The organism is Streptomyces sp. NPDC002306, assembly GCF_053593435.1.
Window position 1 is genome coordinate 30,996 of sequence record NZ_JBSFCK010000013.1, and the last position, 19,862, is coordinate 50,857.

The 19,862-nt window shown below is 72.2% G+C and carries 16 protein-coding genes and 1 pseudogene; 13 read left to right on the forward strand and 4 right to left on the reverse strand.

Annotated features, from left to right (window positions below):
* Positions 1-10 precede the first annotated feature (10 nt).
* Together ligA and ACWCQK_RS24600 are read left to right on the forward strand one after the other, a co-directional pair.
* Positions 11-2,203, forward strand: coding sequence for an NAD-dependent DNA ligase LigA (gene ligA, locus ACWCQK_RS24595; RefSeq protein ID WP_451158300.1), 2,193 nt, complete (start codon positions 11-13; stop codon positions 2,201-2,203).
* Between the two features lie 259 nt (positions 2,204-2,462).
* Entirely contained in the window at positions 2,463-4,745 is a 2,283-nt protein-coding gene (locus ACWCQK_RS24600) for a putative bifunctional diguanylate cyclase/phosphodiesterase (RefSeq protein ID WP_451158302.1), read from the forward strand.
* A 149-nt stretch (positions 4,746-4,894) separates the two neighbouring features.
* Here ACWCQK_RS24600 and ACWCQK_RS24605 read toward each other — a convergent pair whose 3' ends face one another.
* Complete coding sequence (locus tag ACWCQK_RS24605) at positions 4,895-5,479, reverse strand: TetR/AcrR family transcriptional regulator (RefSeq protein ID WP_451158304.1); 585 nt, start codon at positions 5,477-5,479, stop codon at positions 4,895-4,897.
* An 87-nt stretch (positions 5,480-5,566) separates the two neighbouring features.
* On the opposite strand from ACWCQK_RS24605, the gene ACWCQK_RS24610 reads away from it, so the two are divergent.
* The 5 genes from ACWCQK_RS24610 to gatB all read left to right on the forward strand — a co-directional run bounded on the left by ACWCQK_RS24610 (position 5,567) and on the right by gatB (position 9,748).
* A complete protein-coding gene (locus tag ACWCQK_RS24610; protein WP_451158306.1) occupies positions 5,567-5,938 on the forward strand; it encodes a DUF4267 domain-containing protein in 372 nt (123 codons plus the stop codon).
* Positions 5,939-6,166: 228 nt separating this feature from the next.
* Positions 6,167-6,463 carry an Asp-tRNA(Asn)/Glu-tRNA(Gln) amidotransferase subunit GatC gene (gene gatC, locus ACWCQK_RS24615; protein WP_016642027.1) on the forward strand — a complete coding sequence of 99 codons (297 nt, stop codon included), beginning with the start codon at positions 6,167-6,169 and terminating at the stop codon, positions 6,461-6,463.
* A gap of 7 nt (positions 6,464-6,470) precedes the next feature.
* Positions 6,471-7,979 (forward strand): Asp-tRNA(Asn)/Glu-tRNA(Gln) amidotransferase subunit GatA, encoded by a 1,509-nt coding sequence (gatA, locus tag ACWCQK_RS24620; RefSeq protein ID WP_451158308.1) that lies wholly within the window; start codon positions 6,471-6,473, stop codon positions 7,977-7,979.
* On the forward strand, positions 7,976-8,218 hold the full coding sequence (locus ACWCQK_RS24625; RefSeq protein ID WP_385782403.1) for a hypothetical protein: 243 nt from the start codon (positions 7,976-7,978) through the stop codon (positions 8,216-8,218). Before gatA ends, ACWCQK_RS24625 begins: the two co-directional genes overlap by 4 nt.
* 15 nt (positions 8,219-8,233) lie before the next feature.
* Complete coding sequence (gatB, locus tag ACWCQK_RS24630; protein WP_451158310.1) at positions 8,234-9,748, forward strand: Asp-tRNA(Asn)/Glu-tRNA(Gln) amidotransferase subunit GatB; 1,515 nt, start codon at positions 8,234-8,236, stop codon at positions 9,746-9,748.
* Between the two features lie 61 nt (positions 9,749-9,809).
* Here gatB and ACWCQK_RS24635 read toward each other — a convergent pair whose 3' ends face one another.
* Positions 9,810-10,673, reverse strand: coding sequence for an SAM-dependent methyltransferase (locus ACWCQK_RS24635; protein WP_451158312.1), 864 nt, complete (start codon positions 10,671-10,673; stop codon positions 9,810-9,812).
* 186 nt (positions 10,674-10,859) lie between these two features.
* Between ACWCQK_RS24635 and ACWCQK_RS24640 the strand changes: the two genes are divergently transcribed.
* From ACWCQK_RS24640 to ACWCQK_RS24660, 5 genes and pseudogenes are all read left to right on the forward strand, one after another.
* Positions 10,860-11,462, forward strand: a complete 603-nt coding sequence (locus tag ACWCQK_RS24640; protein WP_451158314.1) for a hypothetical protein — start codon at positions 10,860-10,862, stop codon at positions 11,460-11,462.
* Positions 11,463-11,559: 97 nt separating this feature from the next.
* Positions 11,560-12,120, forward strand: coding sequence for a hypothetical protein (locus ACWCQK_RS24645; RefSeq protein ID WP_451158316.1), 561 nt, complete (start codon positions 11,560-11,562; stop codon positions 12,118-12,120).
* Between the two features lie 212 nt (positions 12,121-12,332).
* Complete coding sequence (locus ACWCQK_RS24650; protein ID WP_451158318.1) at positions 12,333-12,518, forward strand: hypothetical protein; 186 nt, start codon at positions 12,333-12,335, stop codon at positions 12,516-12,518.
* Between the two features lie 215 nt (positions 12,519-12,733).
* Complete coding sequence (locus ACWCQK_RS24655) at positions 12,734-15,769, forward strand: helix-turn-helix transcriptional regulator (RefSeq protein WP_451158320.1); 3,036 nt, start codon at positions 12,734-12,736, stop codon at positions 15,767-15,769.
* 36 nt (positions 15,770-15,805) lie between these two features.
* Positions 15,806-15,986, forward strand: a pseudogene (locus ACWCQK_RS24660) (DUF6191 domain-containing protein); the annotation flags it as partial.
* Between the two features lie 147 nt (positions 15,987-16,133).
* Here the strand turns inward: ACWCQK_RS24660 and ACWCQK_RS24665 are convergent.
* Complete coding sequence (locus ACWCQK_RS24665) at positions 16,134-17,303, reverse strand: PQQ-dependent sugar dehydrogenase (protein WP_451158322.1); 1,170 nt, start codon at positions 17,301-17,303, stop codon at positions 16,134-16,136.
* A 153-nt stretch (positions 17,304-17,456) separates the two neighbouring features.
* Entirely contained in the window at positions 17,457-18,455 is a 999-nt protein-coding gene (locus tag ACWCQK_RS24670) for an aldo/keto reductase (RefSeq protein WP_451158324.1), read from the reverse strand.
* A 74-nt stretch (positions 18,456-18,529) separates the two neighbouring features.
* On the opposite strand from ACWCQK_RS24670, the gene ACWCQK_RS24675 reads away from it, so the two are divergent.
* Positions 18,530-19,480 carry a 2-hydroxyacid dehydrogenase gene (locus tag ACWCQK_RS24675; RefSeq protein ID WP_451158326.1) on the forward strand — a complete coding sequence of 317 codons (951 nt, stop codon included), beginning with the start codon at positions 18,530-18,532 and terminating at the stop codon, positions 19,478-19,480.
* Positions 19,481-19,862 lie beyond the last annotated feature (382 nt).

Genomic DNA, 19,862 nt, shown 5'->3' on the forward strand with positions numbered 1-19,862 from the left:
GGACGACACGGTGGCCGGCGACAAGCAAGCGGAGACGACGGTGCCCGCCGAGGCACGCGAGAAGCACGCGCGGCTCGCTGAGCAGATCGAGGAGCACCGCTTCCGGTACTACGTGAAGGACGCCCCCGTCGTCAGCGACGCGGAGTTCGACACCCTCCTGCGCTCCCTGGAGGCGCTGGAGGAGGAGTACGCCGAACTGCGCACGCCCGACTCGCCGACCCAGAAGGTCGCGGGGGCGTACGCCACGGAGTTCACGTCGGTCGAGCACCGCTCGCGCATGCTCTCCCTCGACAACGCCTTCACCGACGAGGAACTGGCCGCCTGGGCGGAGCGCGTCGCCAAGGACGTGGGCACCTCGGGCCACCACTACCTGTGCGAGCTGAAGGTCGACGGCCTCGCCGTGAACCTCACCTACGAGCACGGCCGCCTCACCCGCGCGGCGACCCGCGGTGACGGACGCACCGGCGAGGACATCACGCCCAACGTCCGCACGATCGCGGAGATCCCGGACCGGCTGACCGGCGACCGCGTCCCGGACCTCGTGGAGATCCGCGGCGAGGTCTACTTCCCGATGGAGAAGTTCGAGGAGCTCAACGCCCGCCTGGTCGAGGCGGGCGACAAGCCCTTCGCCAACCCCCGCAACGCGGCGGCGGGTTCGCTGCGCCAGAAGGACCCGCGGGTCACCGCGAGCAGGCCGCTGCACATGGTGGTCCACGGCATCGGCGCCCTGGAGGGCTACGAGGGCCTGAACCGCCTCTCCGAGGCGTACGACCTCCTCAAGACCTGGGGCCTGCCCACGTCCCCGCACAACAAGGTCGTCGACGACCTCGACGGCGTACGGGAGTTCATCGCGTACTTCGGCGAGAACCGGCACTCCGTGGAGCACGAGATCGACGGGGTCGTCGTCAAGCTCGACGAGATCCGCCTCCAGGGCCGGCTGGGTTCCACGGCCCGGGCGCCGCGGTGGGCGATCGCCTACAAGTACGCGCCGGAGGAGGTCAACACCAAACTCCTCAACATCCGTGTGGGAGTGGGTCGTACGGGCCGGGTGACGCCGTACGCCCAGGTCGAGCCGGTCACGGTGGCCGGTTCCGAGGTCGAGTTCGCGACCCTGCACAACCAGGACGTGGTCAAGGCCAAGGGCGTCCTGATCGGGGACACCGTCGTGCTGCGCAAAGCCGGTGACGTCATCCCGGAGATCCTCGGCCCGGTCGTCGACCTGCGCGACGGCAGCGAGCGCGAGTTCGTGATGCCGGACGAATGCCCCGAGTGCGGTACGCCGCTCAGGCCGATGAAGGAAGCCGACGTCGACCTGCGCTGCCCGAACGCCCGCGGCTGCCCCGCCCAGCTGCGCGAGCGGCTGTTCTACCTCGCGGGTCGCAAGGCGCTGGACATCGAGCACTTCGGCTACGTCGCCGCGGCCGCGTTGACCAAGCCGCTGGAGCCCGCCGACCCACCGCTCAGGGACGAGGGCGACCTGTTCGACCTGACCATCGAGCAGTTGCTGCCCATCAAGGCGTACGTGCTCGACCAGGACAGCGGTCTGCCCAAGCGCGACCCGAAGACCGGCGAGGAGAAGGTCGCCACCGTCTTCGCCAACCAGCAGGGCGAGCCCAGGAAGAACGCGCTGGCGATGCTGGAGAACATCGCAGCCGCCAAGGAGCGCCCGCTCGCCCGCGTCCTCACCGGCCTGTCGATCCGTCATGTGGGCCCGGTGGCGGCCGAGGCGCTGGCGCGCGAGTTCCGCTCCATCGACAGGATCGAGCAGGCCACCGAGGAGGAGCTGGCGAACACCGACGGTGTCGGGTCGATCATCGCCGCCTCCCTGAAGGAGTGGTTCGCCGAGGCCTGGCACCAGGAGATGCTGCGCAAGTGGAAGGCCGCCGGCGTGCGGACGGAGGACGAGGGCTCCGGCGAGGACGAGGGCCCGCGCCCGCTCGAAGGGCTGACGGTCGTGGTCACCGGCACGCTCGAACACTTCACGCGCGACGGCGCCAAGGACGCGCTCCAGAGCCGCGGGGCGAAGGTGACGGGTTCGGTGTCGAAGAAGACGTCCTTCGTCGTTGTGGGGGACAACCCGGGATCGAAGTACGACAAGGCGATGCAGCTCAAGGTGCCGGTCCTGAACGAGGACGGCTTCACCGTGCTGCTGGAACAGGGGCCGCAGGCGGCGGCCGAAGTCGCCCTGCCGGTCGAGGAGTAGCGGTGGAAGGCCACCCGATCGGCGCATACCAGATGCATACGGGTGGCCGGGGCTCAATCGGGCAACCGTCGGCGACCGCTGCCCGTGAAAGCCTTCAGCGGCCTACTGTTGACATGTGCGCCTGCCGTGCCCGGCCGCGGTCGGCGCATCCCCGTGCTCCTGGTGAGCCAGGGGAAGGCTTTTTCGACGCGCCGCCGTTGCCGGTTGTCGGGCATCGAATCGCGTGGCGTGGGTACCGCCGGCTGTGAGAGGGACGGGAATGGAACCGACCGAGAGGGCCGCTGCGGACTCACGGCTGCGCCTGTGCCGGGTCACCGGCGCCTGGCGGGACAGCCGACGCAGGTCGAGGTCCGCGGCGCACGCCGACGCGCAGGAGCGTGCCGACGGCCGGCGCACCACCGTGAACGGCCACGGCCCCGCCCGCAACCTCGTCGTCGACAGCCTCGGCCAGGCCGGCCGAGGCGTCGAGCACCCGTCCGGCCTGCCCGGCACCGGGTCCGAACGGCACCTGTCCTGGCCCGCGCTGCCCGCGGGCGTCATCGCGGCCGCCGGGTTCGTCCTGGGCGCCGGCTTCTACCGCGCGTTCACCGGCAGCCACGCGCTCTTCCCGTCCGGCGCCGTCGGCTGGTCGCTGGCCGTGCTGACCGGCATCATCGTCGGCCACCTCGTCATGCTGGGCCGCGCCCGCTGGTGGGGCGGCACCGGCTCCGGCGCCGCCCTCACCCTCGCCGTACTGCTGCTGTACGGCTGGGTGCCCGCCGGGATGGTCAGCCTCACCGTCGTCGTCCTGGTCGGCGTGGCCCGGCGCCACCGCTGGCGGCAGGGCGCCCTGCACGGCGCGGTGGACATCCTCGGCATCGGCGCCGGGGCCCTGGTGCTCGCCGCCTTCGGGCGCGTGCCGTCCGTCGAGAGCCCCTGGGACCCCGGCACCTGGACCTTCTACACGGCCCCCGAGGTGGTGCTGGTCGCGGCCGCGTACCTCGCGGTGACCCGTGTCCTGCTGTGGTACCTGCACGCGCCGCGCGACGGCGGGCTGCCCACCGTCGCCCGCACCGCCCTGGTCCGACAGGGCCTGGTCGCGATCGCGCTGCTCGGCATCGCGCCGCTGGTCTGCGTGGTCGCCGTCGCCGAACCGATCCTGCTGCCCCTGTTCTCGATCCCGCTCGTCGCCCTCGACTCCACCCTGTGGATCGCCCGGGCCCGCGCCGAGGAGCAACTGCGCGACCCGCTGACCGGCCTGCCCAACCGTCAGTGGCTGCTGGAACGCATCTGGACGGCCCTCGACGACGCCGAGCGCATCGGCGCCCGCTCCGCCCTGATGCTGATCGACCTGGACCGTTTCCGCTCGGTCAACGACACGCTGGGCCATCTCGCCGGCGACCGGCTGCTCCTGCAGATCGCCGACCGGCTGCGGGCGGCCCTGCCGCGCGGGGCGGAGGCCGCGCGGCTCGGCGGCGACGAGTTCGCGGTGTTACTGCCGGTCGCCGACTCGACCACGTCCGCGACCCGCATCGCCCGCGGCCTGGTGACCGTCCTCAGCTCCCCGCTCGACCTCGACGGACTCACCCTGGTCCTGGAGGCGAGCGCGGGCGTCGCCGTCTTCCCGGACCACGCCCTGGACGCCGAGGGGTTGCTGCGCCGGGCGGACGTCGCCATGTACCAGGCGAAGCGGGACCGTACGGGCGTGGAGGTCTACGAGTCCAAGCGGGACTCGAACACCCCGGACCGGCTCGGGCTGCTCGGCGATCTGCGCCGGGCCCTGGACGCCCACGAGGTGCAGCTGCACTACCAGCCCAAGGTCCGCTTCGACGGACAGGTGGCCGGCCTGGAAGCCCTGGTCCGCTGGGTGCATCCGGAGCGCGGGAAGGTCCCGCCGGACGAGTTCATAGCGATCGCCGAGTCCTCGGGGCTGATGCCGCATCTGACGGAGTACGTCCTGGAGACGGCGCTGGCGCAGGTCGCCCGGTGGCGCGCCCAGGGGCTGTACGTGCCGGTCGCGGTCAACGTCTCCCCGCGTGACGTCCACACACCCGGCTTCGCGGGCTCCGTCGCCGCCCGGCTCGCCCGGCACGGTGTCCCGGCGGGGGCGCTCCAGCTGGAGATCACGGAACACGTCCTGCTCGAAGACCCGCAGCGCGCCGCCGACACCCTCGCCGGGCTGACCGGGCACGGCGTGAAGATGTCCCTCGACGACTTCGGCACCGGCTACTCCTCGCTGGTGCATCTGCGCCGGCTGCCGGTCAGCGAGCTGAAGATCGACCGCTCGTTCGTGGCCCGGCTGGCCGTGGACACGGAGGACGCGGAGATCGTCCGCTGCACGGTCGACCTCGCGCATTCCCTGGGCCTGCTGGTGGTCGCCGAGGGCGTCGAGGACGACGAGACCTGGGAACGCCTGCGCGACCTCGGCTGCGACGCCGTACAGGGCTGGCTGGTCGCCGCCGCGATGCCTCCCGAGGAGACGACGGCGTGGCTGCGGGCGCGCGGATCGCGCGGCTGGCAGCGCCCGGCGGCGGCACTGCCCGCGGCGGCTTCCGACGACTGACCGCCCCCGTCCCCCGTACGCCGTCCTGCGTCCCCTGTCCGCCGGGCCGATCCGCCGACGGTGAGCGCGGTCCGCGGCGGGCCCGGCTGCGGCCGCGCCCCGTTCGTTGCCGCGCTCAGTCCGTCCCCGCGCCCAGTCCGCCCCCGTGCTCAGTCCTTCCCCGCCGTGAAGTGACCGATCAGCAGGGCCAGTCGGCGGTCGTGCGCGTCCGCGGGCAGGCGCCCGCTGCGCATGAGGGTCACCAGTCCGTGCAGGCCCGCCCAGTACGTCTCGGTGAGCAGCCCCGGGTCGTCGCCGTCGGCGGCGACCGGCAGCACGGCGGCGCGCAGTTCGCCGAACGCCTCGAGGAGCGCCGCCGGTGCCTGCTCCGTGGCGAACGGCAGGTCCACCGTGTGCGTGAACATCGCGTCGTACAGGGCGGGTCGGCGCCGCGCGAAGGCCGTGTACGCCTCACCCACCGCCGCCAGTGCCCGCCGGTCGCCCTCGGCCGCCGTACGCACGCCGCGCAGCTCGGTGGCCAGCTCGGCGAAGCCCTGTACCGCCACCGCGGCCATGATGGCGTCCTTGCCCTTGAAGTGGCTGTACAGGACGGGCTGGCTGTACTCGATCTCGGCGGCCAGCCGCCGTGTGGTGACCGCGTCCCAGCCTTCGGCCTCGGCCAGTTCCCGCGCGGCCGTGACGATCAGCCGCTCGCGTTCCGCTCGTTCGCGCTCCCGGCGCGTCTGGATCGACATGACCGGAATTCTAGCACCGCTAGAATTCTTGTCGATGCTCTGCTAGCTTCGCTCTCGTCCCTAGCGCTGCTAGCAAGGAGATCCGGCGTGACCATCACCGCGTACACCCTGGCTGTCGTGCTCGACCTGTTCGTGCTGTTCATCGGGGCCCGGTTCCTGTTCCGGCCCGGCCCCGCCGCCGTCGGCTACGGCGTGCCCGCCGAGCCGGGCGGGGACGCCGCCGCCTACCTCACGGTCAAGGGCCTGCGTGACGGCACCTTCGGCGTGATGGGACTGGCTCTCCTCGCGTTCGCCGGTGCCACCGCCGAGGCGTGGTTCATGCTCGCCGTGGCGATCGTGCCGCTCGGCGACACGCTGATAGTCCTGCGGGGCGGCGGCACGAAGGCCGTGGCCTTCGGGATCCACTTCGCGACGGCGGTGGTGGTGCTGATCAGCGCCGGCCTGCTCTTCGCGGTCTGAACGCCCCTGGACCCCTGACCGTCTCCGGCCGTCTCCGACCGCCTCCGACCGTCTCCGCCGGAGGTCCAGGACCTCCGCGACAGCCACTTCCCGCACGGCGAGGCGTGGTCCGGGCGCCGCTGACGAGGGCCTCCCGGGCCGGTCCGGGGGAAACCGTTTCACGTGCACACGGCCCGGCCCCCTAGGATTGGGCCCAAACCACTCTCACTCACCCCAGAGGAACGCTGCATGCCTGGCATCACGCGCGAGGAGGTCGCCCACCTCGCTCGGCTGGCGCGTCTGGAGCTGAAGGACGAAGAGCTCGACCACTTCGCCGGCCAGCTGGACGACATCATCGGCGCGGTGGCCCGCGTCAGTGAGGTCGCCGACCAAGACGTACCGCCGACCTCGCACCCGCTCCCGCTGACCAACGTCATGCGGGCGGACGAGGTTCGTCCGTCGCTCACCCCCGAGCAGGCGCTCTCCGGCGCCCCGGCCCAGGAGCAGCAGCGTTTCAAGGTGCCGCAGATCCTGGGGGAGGACTAAGACCATCATGACGGCCAATAAGTTCGAATACTGCATCAAGCTCACCGCCGCCGAGACCGCCGCGAAGATCGCTTCCGGCGAACTCACGGCCGTCGAGGTCACCGAGGCCCACCTGGCCCGCATCGAGGCCGTCGACGAGAAGGTGCACGCCTTCCTGTACGTCGACCGCGAGGGCGCCCTCGCGCAGGCCCGCGCCGTCGACGCCAAGCGCGAGCGCGGCGAGAAGCTCGGCCCGCTGGCCGGCGTCCCGCTCGCCCTCAAGGACATCTTCACCACCGAGGGCGTCCCGACGACCGTCGGTTCGAAGATCCTCGAAGGCTGGATCCCGCCGTACGACGCGACCCTCACGAAGCGGCTGAAGGCCGCCGACGTGGTCATCCTCGGCAAGACCAACATGGACGAGTTCGCCATGGGGTCCTCGACGGAGAACAGCGCCTACGGCCCGACCGGCAACCCGTGGGACCTGACCAAGATCCCCGGCGGCTCCGGCGGCGGTTCCAGCGCCGCCCTGGCCTCCTTCCAGGCCCCGCTCGCCATCGGCACCGACACCGGCGGTTCCATCCGCCAGCCGGCCGCCGTCACCGGCACGGTCGGCGTGAAGCCGACGTACGGCGCGGTCTCCCGCTACGGCATGGTCGCCTTCTCGTCGTCCCTGGACCAGGGCGGCCCCTGCGCCCGTACGGTCCTGGACGCCGCGCTGCTGCACGAGGTCATCGCCGGGCACGACCCGCTCGACTCCACCTCCATCGACGTCCCGGTCCCGCCGGTCGTCGAGGCCGCCCGCAACGGCAGCGTCGCCGGGATGCGCGTCGGCGTCGTCAAGCAGTTCCGCGGCGAGGGCTACCAGGCCGGCGTCATCCAGCGCTTCGACGAGTCCGTCGCCCTGCTCAAGGAGCTGGGCGCCGAGATCGTCGAGCTGGACTGCCCGTCCTTCGACCTGGCCCTTTCGGCGTACTACCTGATCGCGCCGTCCGAGTGCTCCTCCAACCTCGCCCGCTTCGACGGCCTGCGCTACGGCCGGCGGGTCGGCGACGACGGCACGCACTCCGCGGAGGAGGTCACCTCCCTCACCCGTGAGGCGGGCTTCGGAGCCGAGGTCAAGCGCCGCATCATGCTCGGCACGTACGCCCTCAGCTCCGGCTACTACGACGCGTACTACGGCTCCGCCCAGAAGGTCCGCACGCTCATCACGCGCGACTTCGAGAAGGCCTTCGAGCAGGTGGACGTGATCGTCTCCCCGACGACCCCGACCACCGCCTTCGCGATCGGCGAGCGCGCCGACGACCCGATGGCGATGTACCTCGCGGACCTGTGCACCATCCCGACCAACCTGGCGGGCAACGCGGCCATGTCACTGCCCTGCGGTCTCGCCCCCGAGGACAACCTCCCCGTCGGGCTCCAGATCATCGCCCCGGCGCTGAAGGACGACCGCCTTTACAAGGTCGGCGCCGCCGTCGAGGCCGCCTTCGTGGAAAAGTGGGGTCACCCGCTGATCGAGGAGGCTCCGTCGCTGTGAGCAAGGCACTGTCCAAGGCCAAGGGCTTCAAGAAGTCCAAGTCCGGCACATACCTGTCCATGGCCACCACGGCCTTCGGCGCGATGGGTGTCGCCAAGCAGATCAAGAAGGCCCGCGCCGAGCACGACACACTGCGCCTGGTCGACGCCACGGTGTCCGCCGTCGCGATCGTCACCGGCCTCGCCATCCTTTACCGCGAGCTGAAGCGGCTGGGCGACGATGACGTCCTGCTGGGCTGAGAGGGAAGTTTCACCGTGACCACCACGACCGACCTGGTGTCGTACGAGGACGCGCTGGCGACCTACGACCCCGTCATGGGCCTTGAGGTCCATGTCGAACTCGGCACCAAGACGAAGATGTTCTGCGGGTGCGCGACCGAGCTGGGCGCCGAGCCTAACTCGCAGACCTGCCCCACCTGCCTCGGCATGCCCGGCGCGCTCCCGGTCGTCAACGCGATCGGCATCGAGTCGGCGATCAAGATCGGTCTCGCGCTGAACTGCGAGATCGCCGAGTGGTGCCGCTTCGCCCGGAAGAACTACTTCTATCCGGACATGCCGAAGAACTTCCAGACCTCCCAGTACGACGAGCCGATCGCCTTCAACGGCTACCTCGACGTCCAGCTGGAGGACGGCGAGACCTTCCGGGTGGAGATCGAGCGCGCCCACATGGAGGAGGACACCGGCAAGTCCACCCATGTGGGGGGTGCCACCGGCCGTATCCACGGCGCCTCGCACTCCCTGCTCGACTACAACCGCGCGGGCATCCCGCTCATCGAGATCGTCACCAAGCCGATCGAGGGAGCCGGCGAGCGCGCCCCCGAGGTCGCGCGGGCGTACGTCCGTGAGCTGCGCGAGGTCATCAAGGCGCTCGGCGTCTCCGAGGCCCGCATGGAGATGGGCCAGATGCGCTGCGACGTGAACCTGTCGCTGCGCCCGCACGGCCGGGAGAAGTTCGGCACCCGCAGCGAGACGAAGAACGTCAACTCGCTGCGGTCCGTCGAGCGCGCGGCCCGCTTCGAGATCCAGCGGCACGCGGCCGTGCTCAACGGCGGCGGCACGATCATCCAGGAGACCCGCCACTTCCACGAGGACACAGGGTCGACGACCTCGGGCCGGGTGAAGGAGGAGGCCGAGGACTACCGGTACTTCCCCGAGCCGGACCTGGTGCCGGTGGCGCCGTCCCGGGAGTGGGTCGAGGAGATCCGGGCCGGTCTGCCCGAGCTTCCGCTGGTACGCCGCAACCGGCTCCGCGAGGAGTGGGCGATCTCGGCGACCGACATGCAGTCGATCCTCAACGCCGGTGCCCTGGACCTGATCGTCGCCACCATCGACGCCGGTGCCGACGCGGGCTCCGCCCGCAAGTGGTGGATGGGCGAGCTCGCCCGCAGCGCCAACGAGTCGGGCCGCACGCTCGACGAGCTGGCCATCACGCCGCAGCAGGTCGCCCGGGTCACCGAGCTGGTCGCGAAGGGTGACCTGAACGACAAGCTGGCCCGCCAGGTCATCGAGGGCGTCCTCGCGGGCGAGGGCACCCCGGACGAGGTCGTCGACAAGCGCGGTCTGAAGGTCGTCTCCGACGAGGGCGCGCTCACCACGGCCGTCGAGGAGGCCATCGCCGGCAACCCGGGCGTCGCGGACAAGATCCGCGGCGGCAAGGTGGCCGCCGTCGGCGCCTTGGTCGGCGCGGTCATGAAGGCCACGCGGGGCCAGGCCGACGCGGCCCGTGTCAAGGAACTGATCCTGGAGAAGCTGGGCGTCAGCGAAGGCTGAGTCCCGCTCCGGTGCACCCTGGGGGACGTGTCGACACCGACGCGTCCCCCAGGTGCGTGGATCAGCGGCGGCGACCGACCGCCCGTACGAAGCCGAGCGAGCGGCCTTCGTCGGCCCGCAGCATCGCGACCGACTCACGGGCCATCCGGGCCATGAACGCGCTCTGGCTCTCCTCGGCGCACACCTCGCTCCACAGCAGCCAGTCCTTCCAGCCGTCGGGCTGCCAGTCGACGGTCTCGACCTCGACGGCCCCGCTGCGGCTCCAGTGGCGCCGCCACCAGGCGGCGGAGTGGAAGGACCAGTAGGCGGGTTCCCAGAACGGCTTGAGGTGCTCCGGCGGCTCGGTGCCCGCCGGTTCCTCCCGCAGCGCGGGAACGACCACACCGATCCGCCCGCCCGGCTTCAGCAGCCGGGTCAGCGTGGGCAGGTACAGATCGTCGGTGCCGAAGTAGTGGTACGCGTCGACGGAGACGATCGCGTCGAACGTGCCCTCGCCGAACGGCAGGTCGTGCGCCTCGACGAGCACCGGCAGGACGCGGTCGGCGACGCCCGCCTCGGCGACGCGCGCCGCGTTGTCGTCGGGCTTCACCCACAGATCGGCCGCGACGACCTGGACGCCGTACTCCTTCGCGAGGAAGACGGACGTCATCGCGCGGCCGCAGCCCAGGTCGAGGACGCGTGCGCCGGGACTCAGGCTGTCCAGTCCGAGGGCGGGGGCCAGCCACTCCAGCAGCCACAGCGCGTACGGGCCCATCTGGTTCTCGATGCCCCAGCGGACGTCGTAGCGGTTGCCACGCGGATAGCGGGCCTGGGCCAGCCGCTCGGCGAGACCGTCGGCCGAGGCCGTCGAGGCCGTCGAGGTGGGGGAGGCGGGTGCGGTGTCAGTCGCGGTGTCGGGTGTGAGGTCGGGTGTGAGGTCGGACATCGGTGAACGGGCTCCTTGGGTTCACGGTGGTGGAACGGGAGGCGTAGGAGCTCGGTCGGACCGTCAAACAATGCACCTGCTCGGGTCGGTGGCGCTGGGCCGGGAACTGCGGACGGCGGGACGCTAGCAGCGGACGGCACTCCCCGCAGCCGGGTTTCCCGGCCGGAGGGACTACGCTCGCCCGCCATGAGCGGTCGTACTGATTACGAGACGCACGCCGAGAGGGATGCCGACATAGCCACGGTGCACGACGCAGGGGACCGGCCCGAGGCCGAGGACTCCGAGGCCCGGCCCGAGGGGGCCGGCCCGGGAGACAGGCCCGAGGGCGCCCTCCCGGGGGACCGGGCCCCGGACGAGAACCCGGGAGACCGGTCCGGGGACGATGGTCCGGAGGACCGGCCCGAGGGTGAGGACCCGGAAAGCGCCTCCGGGGATACGGACGCGGAAAGCGTCTCCGAGGACGCCGACCCGGAACGCCAATCCGAAGACACGGACCTGGACGGCCGGGACGACGACGAGCACCCGGACGGCCAGGACGACGACGAGGACGTGCGCCGGGCCCGCTGGACGGCGACCGGCACCGGCGGCCTGCTGACGCTGGCGGGTCTCGCCGCGGCACTGCTGCGCTGGACCGGCTCCGCTCCGGTGCTCGCCCCGGCGGCCTACGCTCTCGGCGCCGTTGTCTGCGCGCTCGCCGCGGTCCTGGGGCACAGGGGACGCACCCGGCGCGCGCTGTGGCTGCTGATCGCCGGAGTGATGGTGATGGCGGTCGGCGACCAGTTCGACTGACGTGCCGGGGACCAGGGGGCCCTGCGCGGGCCCGCGCGCGTACCGCTCACAGCGATCATTAAGAAAGCTCTCAGACTCCGTCCGTACGGTGCGGTCCATGGGAACGAAGACTGTTGACGAGACCGGTGCCACGACGGGCGCCGAGGCCACGACCGACGAGGAGAAGCTGGACGTCACCCAGACCGACGACACCTCTGCCGAGGTGACGGAGACCGAGGGCGAGGACCTCGTCGAGGACGGACACGACGACGGGCGGGAGGGCCCCTCCGGAGTCGGTCAGGGCGCCGCCGCCGTGGTCTCCGCCGGACTGGGTCTCGTCTCGCTGACCGGTGGCTGGATCTCCACCGTGGCCGCCGCCCGCGAGACCCTGGTCGGCCAGCTCAAGACCTCGCAGAGCGCGACCGTCGCCACCCAGATAAAGGAGATCTACGGCGACGCCTGGCACACCACCGCCCTGTGGGCCGGTCTGTTCGCGCTGGCCGCCCTGGTCGTCGGCGTCGTGGTGCTCGTACGGCCCGCGTTCGGCGCTCCCGGCAGGCCGCAGGCCGCGTGGATCAAGTCCGTCGCCTGGGGCGGTGTCGCGTTGGGCGTCATCGGCCTGCTCCTGGCCGTCCTGAAGTACACGGACGTCCTGCTCGGACTGCCCTCCGCGAGCTGACCGCCGGCCACATCTCCGCAGGTCCCCCAGGGGTCTTAGGGCGTCCGTAACGCACTTACGGACGCACTGAGACCCCTTACGTCTGTCTAAGGCCCCCCAGCCCACGGAAGATGCGGAACTCTCCCGATGTGGCGGACACCCCTGGGAGACGAGGGTGGAGTCATCGCAGCGAGCGATGGCACCACTCCGATTCTCACCACACAGGGGACACCATGTTCGAGTACGAGCTTCAGCGGATCCGTTCCGCCGAGCTGATCCGTCACGCCGAGCGGGAGCGGCTGGCCCGCGCGGTCCTCCGGGGCCGTCGCGCCGCCCGCCGTGCCGCCGCCGAGCAGGCCAAGGAGAGCGAGTCGCATACCCACCGCCCCCGCCGGTACCGGCTCACCCGCGCCGCGTGAGCCGTGGTGCGCCGCCGGGGCACGACGGCCCGCGGCAGCCCCTCGCGCCCGGCGAGGGCCCGCGGCAGGCCCTCGCCCTCGTCGGTGGCGTCGGATCGCAGGGGGACGGCCGCACGGGGGTCGGCCGTCCACTGCGATCCGGTCATGGAGCGGCGGCGGCCGGGCCCCTCCTCGCCCTCCCCATAACGGCTGGGGCACGGCCCGGTCGTTGTGCGATGCTCGGGCCCGTGGAGAACAGGTCCGTCAGCCCCGTGTTCGTGGGCCGCGCCGAGGAACTGGGCGTTCTGGACGACGCGCTCGCCCGTGCCGCCGCGGGCGAGCCGCAGGCGTTGCTGCTCGGCGGCGAGGCCGGGGTCGGCAAGACCCGGCTCGTCGAGGAGTTCGCCACCGCCGCCTGCCGCCGGGGCGCGGTCTTCGCGCTCGGCGGCTGTGTCGAGATCGGCGCCGACGGGCTGCCCTTCGCCGCGTTCTCCACCGCACTGCGCGCCCTGCGCCGGGAACTGCCCGACGAACTGGCCGCGGCGGCCGCCGGCCAGGAGGAGGAACTGGCCAGGCTCCTGCCCGAGCTCGGCGAGAGCGGCTCCGGACGGCACGACGAGGAGGGCATGGCCCGCCTCTTCGAACTCACCGCACGACTGCTGGAGCGGGTCGCGGCCGACCGCACCGTGGTCGTCGCCCTGGAGGACCTGCACTGGGCCGACGCCTCGACCCGCCACCTCCTCGCCTACCTCCTGCGCACCCTGCGCACCGGCCGTCTCGTCGTCCTCGCCACCTACCGCGCCGACGACATCCACCGCCGCCACCCGTTCAGACCCCTGCTCGCCGAACTCGATCGGCTGCGCACCGTCCGCCGCCTCGAACTCGCCCGCTTCAACCGGGCCGAGGTGGGCCGCCAGATCGCCGGCATCCTCGCCGCCGAACCGGACCCCGCCCAGGTCGACGACATCTTCGAACGCTCCGACGGCAACGCCTTCTTCGTCGAGGAACTCGCCGTCGCCGCGGGCGAGGGGTGCTCCACCGGACTCACCGACTCTCTGCGCGACCTGCTCCTGGTCCGGGTCGAGAGCCTGCCCGAGAGCACCCAGTACATCGCCCGGATCGTCGCCGAAGGCGGCTCCACCCTCGAATACCGGCTGCTCGCCGCCGTCGCCCGGCTGACCGAGGACGACCTCATCGAGGCGCTGCGCGCCGCCGTGAACGCCAACATCCTGCTCGCCACCCCGGCCGGCGACGGCTACCGCTTCCGGCACTCCCTGGTCCGCGAGGCCGTCAGCGACGACCTGCTCCCCGGTGAACGCTCCCGCCTCAACCGCCGCTACGCCGAGGCCCTGGAGAGCGACCCCACGCTGGTCCCCGCCGACGAGCGCGTCATGCGCCTGGCCAGCTACTGGTACCACGCCCACGACCCGGCCAAGGCCCTGCCCGCCGTCCTCGACGCCTCCGCCACGGCCCGCCGCCGGCACGCCTACAGCGAGCAACTGCGGCTGCTGGAACGCGCGATGGAACTGTGGGACACCGCCCCCGAGCCCGTACGGGCCGGGCTGCGCACCCTCGACTACGCGCAGGCCTACCCTCCCCACGACCGCGACCCCGCCACCACCCCGCTGTGCTTCCTCGACCTGATGGCCGAGGCGGCCGTCGCGGGCCGCTTCTGCGGCGAACGCGAACGCGCCCTGAAGATCACCAAACGGGCGCTGCATCTGCTGGACGACGAGGACGACCCGCTGCGCACCGCCTGGTTCTGGGTCCAGCGTTCCCGGCTGGTGCAGGCCCAGGCCCGCGGTGACGGCTGGGAGGAACTGGCCACCGCCCAGGAACTCGTGCGCGGTCTGCCGCCGTCGGCCGTGCACGCCGAGGTGCTGGGCAGCGTGGCCGCCTGGCTGATGACGCACGAGCCGGGCCCCGAGGCACTCTCGGCCGCCGAGCGGGCCGTGGAGTACGCCCACATGGTCGACGCGGGCGAGATCGAACTGAACGCCCGCCTCACCCTCGGCGGCCTCATGGTCGACGCCGGCGACATCGACGCCGGACTCGCCCAGATGCACGAGGTCCGGCAGCGGGCGCTGGACCTCGGCATCGCCTATGTCGGCGGCCGCGCCTATGTGAACCTGCCCGCGCAACTCGAAGCCGTCGGCCGCTCCCGGGAAGCGGTCTCGCTGCTCGAGGAGGCGGCCCGCTACACCCGCAGCTTCGGCCTCGTGGACTCCGAGGGATGGGTCTGGGGCAACCTCTCGGTGTCGCTGTACTCGCTCGGCCGCTGGGACGCCGCCGCCGACGCGGCGCGGACCGCGATCCGGTGCGCACAGGACGCCCGGCCCCTGGGCGAGGCCGCCCTCTGTCTGGCCCAGCTCGCCCTGTCCGGGGGTGACCTGCCCGAGGCCCGACGCCACCTCGCGGAGGCCACGGCGCACTTCGGATCCCGCGACCTCGCGCCCCAGCAGACGATTCCGCTGGCCTGGGTCACCCTCGGCGTCTGCGCGGCCGAGGGGCGCATCCTCGACGCCCGCGCCGCACTCGATCCCATCCTCGACGCCGGCTTCTCACCCGGCAGCCAGCGGTCCGCCTGGCCCCTGCTGCGGGCCGCGGCCACCGCCGAGGCGGACGCCCGCGCCCTGCCCGCCGCGGGGCCGGGCCGCCCGCGGACCCTGGAGCGCATCCGGGAGGCCGTCAAGAGCCTCACCACGGACGCACCCGTCTGGCTCGCCCACGAGAAGTGGGTCCGCGCCGAACTGCACCGGGCCGAGGGCCGGGCCACCGCCGACATCTGGGCGGAGGTGGTCACCGCCTTCGAGCAACTGGAGCGCCCCTACGACCTCGCCCGCATCCGGCACCGCCTCGCCGAGGCCCTCCTCGCCGGTGGCGACGAGGACGAGCGCGCCGCCGCCACCGAACTTCTGCGCCTGGCCCACGCCGTCGCCGAGCACCTCGGCGCCCGCCCGCTGGCCGACGCCGTCACCCTCCTCGCCCAGCGGGCCCGCCTCTCCCTGACCCGCGCTCCCGCGCGGACCACCGACCCCGCCGAGGCGCTGGGTCTGACCGGCCGGGAGCGCGACGTCCTGCGCCTGGTATCCGCCGGCCGCACCAACCGGCAGATAGCCGAGGAGCTCTTCATCTCCCCGAAGACGGCGAGCGTGCACGTCTCCAACATCCTGGGCAAGCTCGGGGTCTCGGGACGGGGGGAGGCGGCGGCGGTGGCGCATCGGATGGGGTTGTTCCCCGCCGACCCGCTCCCCGCCGAGCCCGGCGGCTGAGCCGTACGCTGGAGGGGACCGGCAGGAGGAGGACCAGTGTTCGACGCCTTCGCGGAACTCTTCGCACCGGGCCGCAAGCACACCCGCGACGAGCAGAACCGGCTGGAGCTGACCCGTGAGGACACCGGGGACAGCGACCCCGGACGCGGGCCGATAGACCTCGCGTCCGGAAAGGTCGTCGTCCACCCGCCCCGCAGGCCGGCCGAGTCGGACCGAGCCGACAGGGACCGACCCGCCTCGGACCGACCCGACTCGGAAGACTCCGACGCGAGCGATCCCGACCCCGACCCCGCCCCGAGCCCGGCGCCACCGACTCGGACGGCTTCGGCCCCGGCGGGGGATGAAGGAAGCCAGGAGCGCGGGCTCAGCTCACCTCCAGCTCCAGGATCCGGTCGTCCCCCTGCTTCGGGTCCCCGCGGCCGTCGGTGTTGCTGGTGACCAGCCACAGCTTGTCGCCGCCCGCCGACACCACCGTGCGCAGGCGGCCGTACTCGCCGTCGAGGAAGGCCTGCGGGGTCGCGGACGACTCCGTGCCGTTCAGCGGGATGCGCCACAGGCGCCGGCCCTTCAGACCCGCCATCCACAGGGAGCCCTCGGCGTAGGCGAGACCGCTCGGGGAGGCATCGTCCGTGCGCCACTGCGCTATCGGGTTGTGGTACTTCGGGTCGGACGCCTTGCCCTCGGCATCCGGCCAGCCGTAGTCGTCGCCCGGCTTGATCGCGTTCAGCTCGTCCCAGGTGTCCTGCCCGAACTCCGAGGCGAACAGGCGCTGCTTGGAGTCCCAGGCCAGCCCCTGCACGTTCCGGTGGCCGTACGAGTACACGGGGGAGTCGGGGAACGGGTTCCCCGGTGCCGGTTCACCCTCCGGGGTCATCCGCAGGATCTTGCCGCCCAGGGACTTCTTGTCCTGGGACAGGCCCCGGTCGCCGTTCTCGCCGGTGCCGGCGTAGAGCATCCCGTCCGGGCCGAAGGCGATCCGGCCGCCGTTGTGGATCACACCCTTCGGGATGCCCTTGAAGACCGTGTCGGGAGCGCCCAGTTGTTCGCCGGCCGGTTTCTCGGCGTCGTAGAGCATGCGGACGATGCGGTTGTCCGAGGCCGAGGAGAAGTACGCGTAGATCATGTGGTCCGAGGCGTAGTCCGGTGAGAGCGCGATGCCCAGGAGGCCGCCCTCACCCGCGGGAGACACCCCCGCCACCTCGCCCAGCTCCGTCTTCTTGCCGGTCTCCTCGTCGACCAGGGTGATCGTCCCCTCGTCCCGGGAGGAGACGAGCAGGCCGCCGCCCGGGAGCGGGGCCAGGCCCCAGGGACTCTTCAGGTCCTCGGTGACCGTGCGCAGCACCTTCACCGAGCCCTTCGCGGGCGGGGTCTTCTCGGCGGCCGGATCCGAGGGGGACGCCTGCGCGCTCGTACGGCCCGGGGACGTGCCCGCGGCCCGGCTCGGTCCTCCTCCGCCGTCGGAGGAGCAGCCGGCCGTCAAAAGGAGCGCTCCCGCGGCCAACACGGCCGACACAGCTCGACGTTGCACGATCATGGTCCCTTCGACGCGGCGGGTTCTACTTGTCTTACACCGCTCGAGCCTCACGGGTTCCCGATCAGGGCCACCCGATGCGGGAACGAGTCCCCGGCACCGGCCGCGCCACCCCCGTCCGGGGCCCCCGACCCCGGAACCTCAGTCCCAGGAACCTCAGTCCCAGGACCCCAGCGCCCCCGGCAGTCCCGCCACCTCCGACAGGTCCTCGGCCGTCAGGCGCAGTCCCGCCGCCGCCGCGTTCTCCGTCACCCAGCGCTCCTGTTTGGCACCCGGCACCGGAACGACGTGCCGGCCCTGGGCCAGGACCCAGGCCAGGGCCACCTGGGCCGCCGTGACGTGTTCGCCGTGCCGACGGGCCACCCGGCGCAGGCCGACGACGATCGGCTGGTTCGCGGCCATCATCTCGGCGGTGAAACGGGGGTGGCGGGCGCGCATGTCGTCCGGCTCGAAGCCCTCACCGGGAGTGAGCGTGCCGGTCAGGAAGCCGTTGCCGAGGGGCATGGCCGCCAGGAACCCGATGCCGCGCGCCTCGCACCACGGCAGCAGCGCGTCCAGCGACTCCGGCGACCACACGGACAGTTCGGCCTCCACCGCGCTCACGGGGAAGACCTGCTGCACCCGGTGCAGCTGGCGGATCGTCGCGTCGTGCAGCCGTGCCCCGGACCGGCGGCCGCCCCGCGCGCCCACCGCGCACAGCCCGAGCGCCCGCACCTTCCCGGCCCGCACCAGCTCCGCCATCGCGCCCCAGGTCTCCTCGACGGGAACCTCGGGGTCGGCACGGTGCAGTTGATAGAGGTCGATGACGTCCGTCTGCAGCCGCCGCAGCGAGGCGTCGCAGGCCCGCTTCACATACCCGGGGCGCCCGTTGGCGACCACGTGCTGCTCGCCCACCAGCAGGCCGACCTTCGTCGACACGAACGCGTCCGCGCGCCGTTCCTTCAACGCCCGCCCCACCAGCAGCTCGTTGGTGAACGGGCCGTACATGTCGGCCGTGTCCAGGAGCGTCGAGCCGGCGTCCAGGGCCCGGTGCACCGCTCTGAGCGATTCGTCGCCCCGCTGCCGGGACCCGCTGTAGGCCCAGCTCATCGGCATGCACCCGAGTCCGACGGCCCCCATCGCGAGCGCCCCCGCACCGATCGTCCTGCGCTCCACGTGCCGTGAACCTCCCTCTTCCGCCCCCCAACCTAACCTCTGCCTCCCGGACGGCCTGACATAGCCTCCTGGCCATGAGTGCTGACGTATGGCTTCCCATCCCGCCGGACGAGATCGAGGGACTCCCGCAGGGACCCAGGTACCTCTTCTGGAACGGTGCCCCGGACTTCCCCGCGGACCCCGCCGACTGCGCCTTCTACGTCGTGCCGTACATGAAATCCGCCGAGACCGGCGTCCGCCCCCTGGCGGAGATGAGCTCCGTCCAGGTGATCCAGACGCTGTCGGCCGGCACCGACAGCATCGAGCCCGCGCTCGCCGGGCTGCGCCCCGGGGTGCTGCTGTGCAACGCGCGCGGGGTGCACGACGCGAGCACCGCCGAACTCGCGCTGACGCTGATCCTCGCCTCGCTGCGCGGTGTCCCCGACTTCGTGCGGGCCCAGGACGAGGGCCGGTGGGCCGGCGGATTCCGGCCGGCGCTCGCCGACAAGAACGTCCTCATCGTCGGCTACGGGGCCATCGGCGAGGCCATCGAGGACCGGCTCGTGCCGTTCGAGGTGGCGCGGGTGGCGCGCGTCGCGCGCTCTGAGCGCACCACGGCGCGCGGTCCGGTGCATCCGCTCACCGAACTGCCCTCCCTGCTCCCGGAGGCGGACGTCGTCGTCCTCTCCACCCCCTTGACGGAGAGTACGCGCGGTCTGGTCGACGGCGCCTTCCTGGGCCGCATGAAGAACGGCGCGCTCCTGGTCAACGTCGCCCGCGGCCCGGTGGTCGACACCAAGGCGCTGCTCGCCGAGCTGGAGGGCGGCCGCATCACCGCCGCCCTGGACGTGGTCGATCCCGAACCGCTGCCCCCGGGGCACCCGTTGTGGCACGCGCCGGGCGTGCTGATCAGTCCGCACGTGGGAGGCCCGACATCCGCGTTCCTGCCGCGCGCGAAGCGGCTGCTGGTGGACCAGTTGGGACGTTTCGTGAACCGGCGGCCGCTGCGCCACGTGATCCGTACGACGGGCGCGGTCGACATGTGACCCGACTCGGGCACCCTCCGCAGTCCCGCGGACGCGGTGTGTGCCCGTGTCGTCGTGGACCGTCACGGAGCGTAGAGGAACTATGTCCCTGAGTGACGAGACTGGTGTATCGTCCCGACAGGGGCTGCGCCGCGCACCGTTCGGCGCTGGGGACGGACATTTCAGACTGGTGAGGGGGGCGACGGGCGATGCACGGCCTATGGACGAACGACCCGACGCGTCGGGGCCGCCGGCGGCGGCCCTGGCGCACGGCGGCACGCAGGCGACGCGGTCATCACACCGATCACAGCGGCCACCACAACCGGCACCACCGCAGGCAGAGCTGCCGCAGGAGGCACCCGCACCCAGCGCACCGGGACCCGAGGGACCCGGGAGTCGCGCG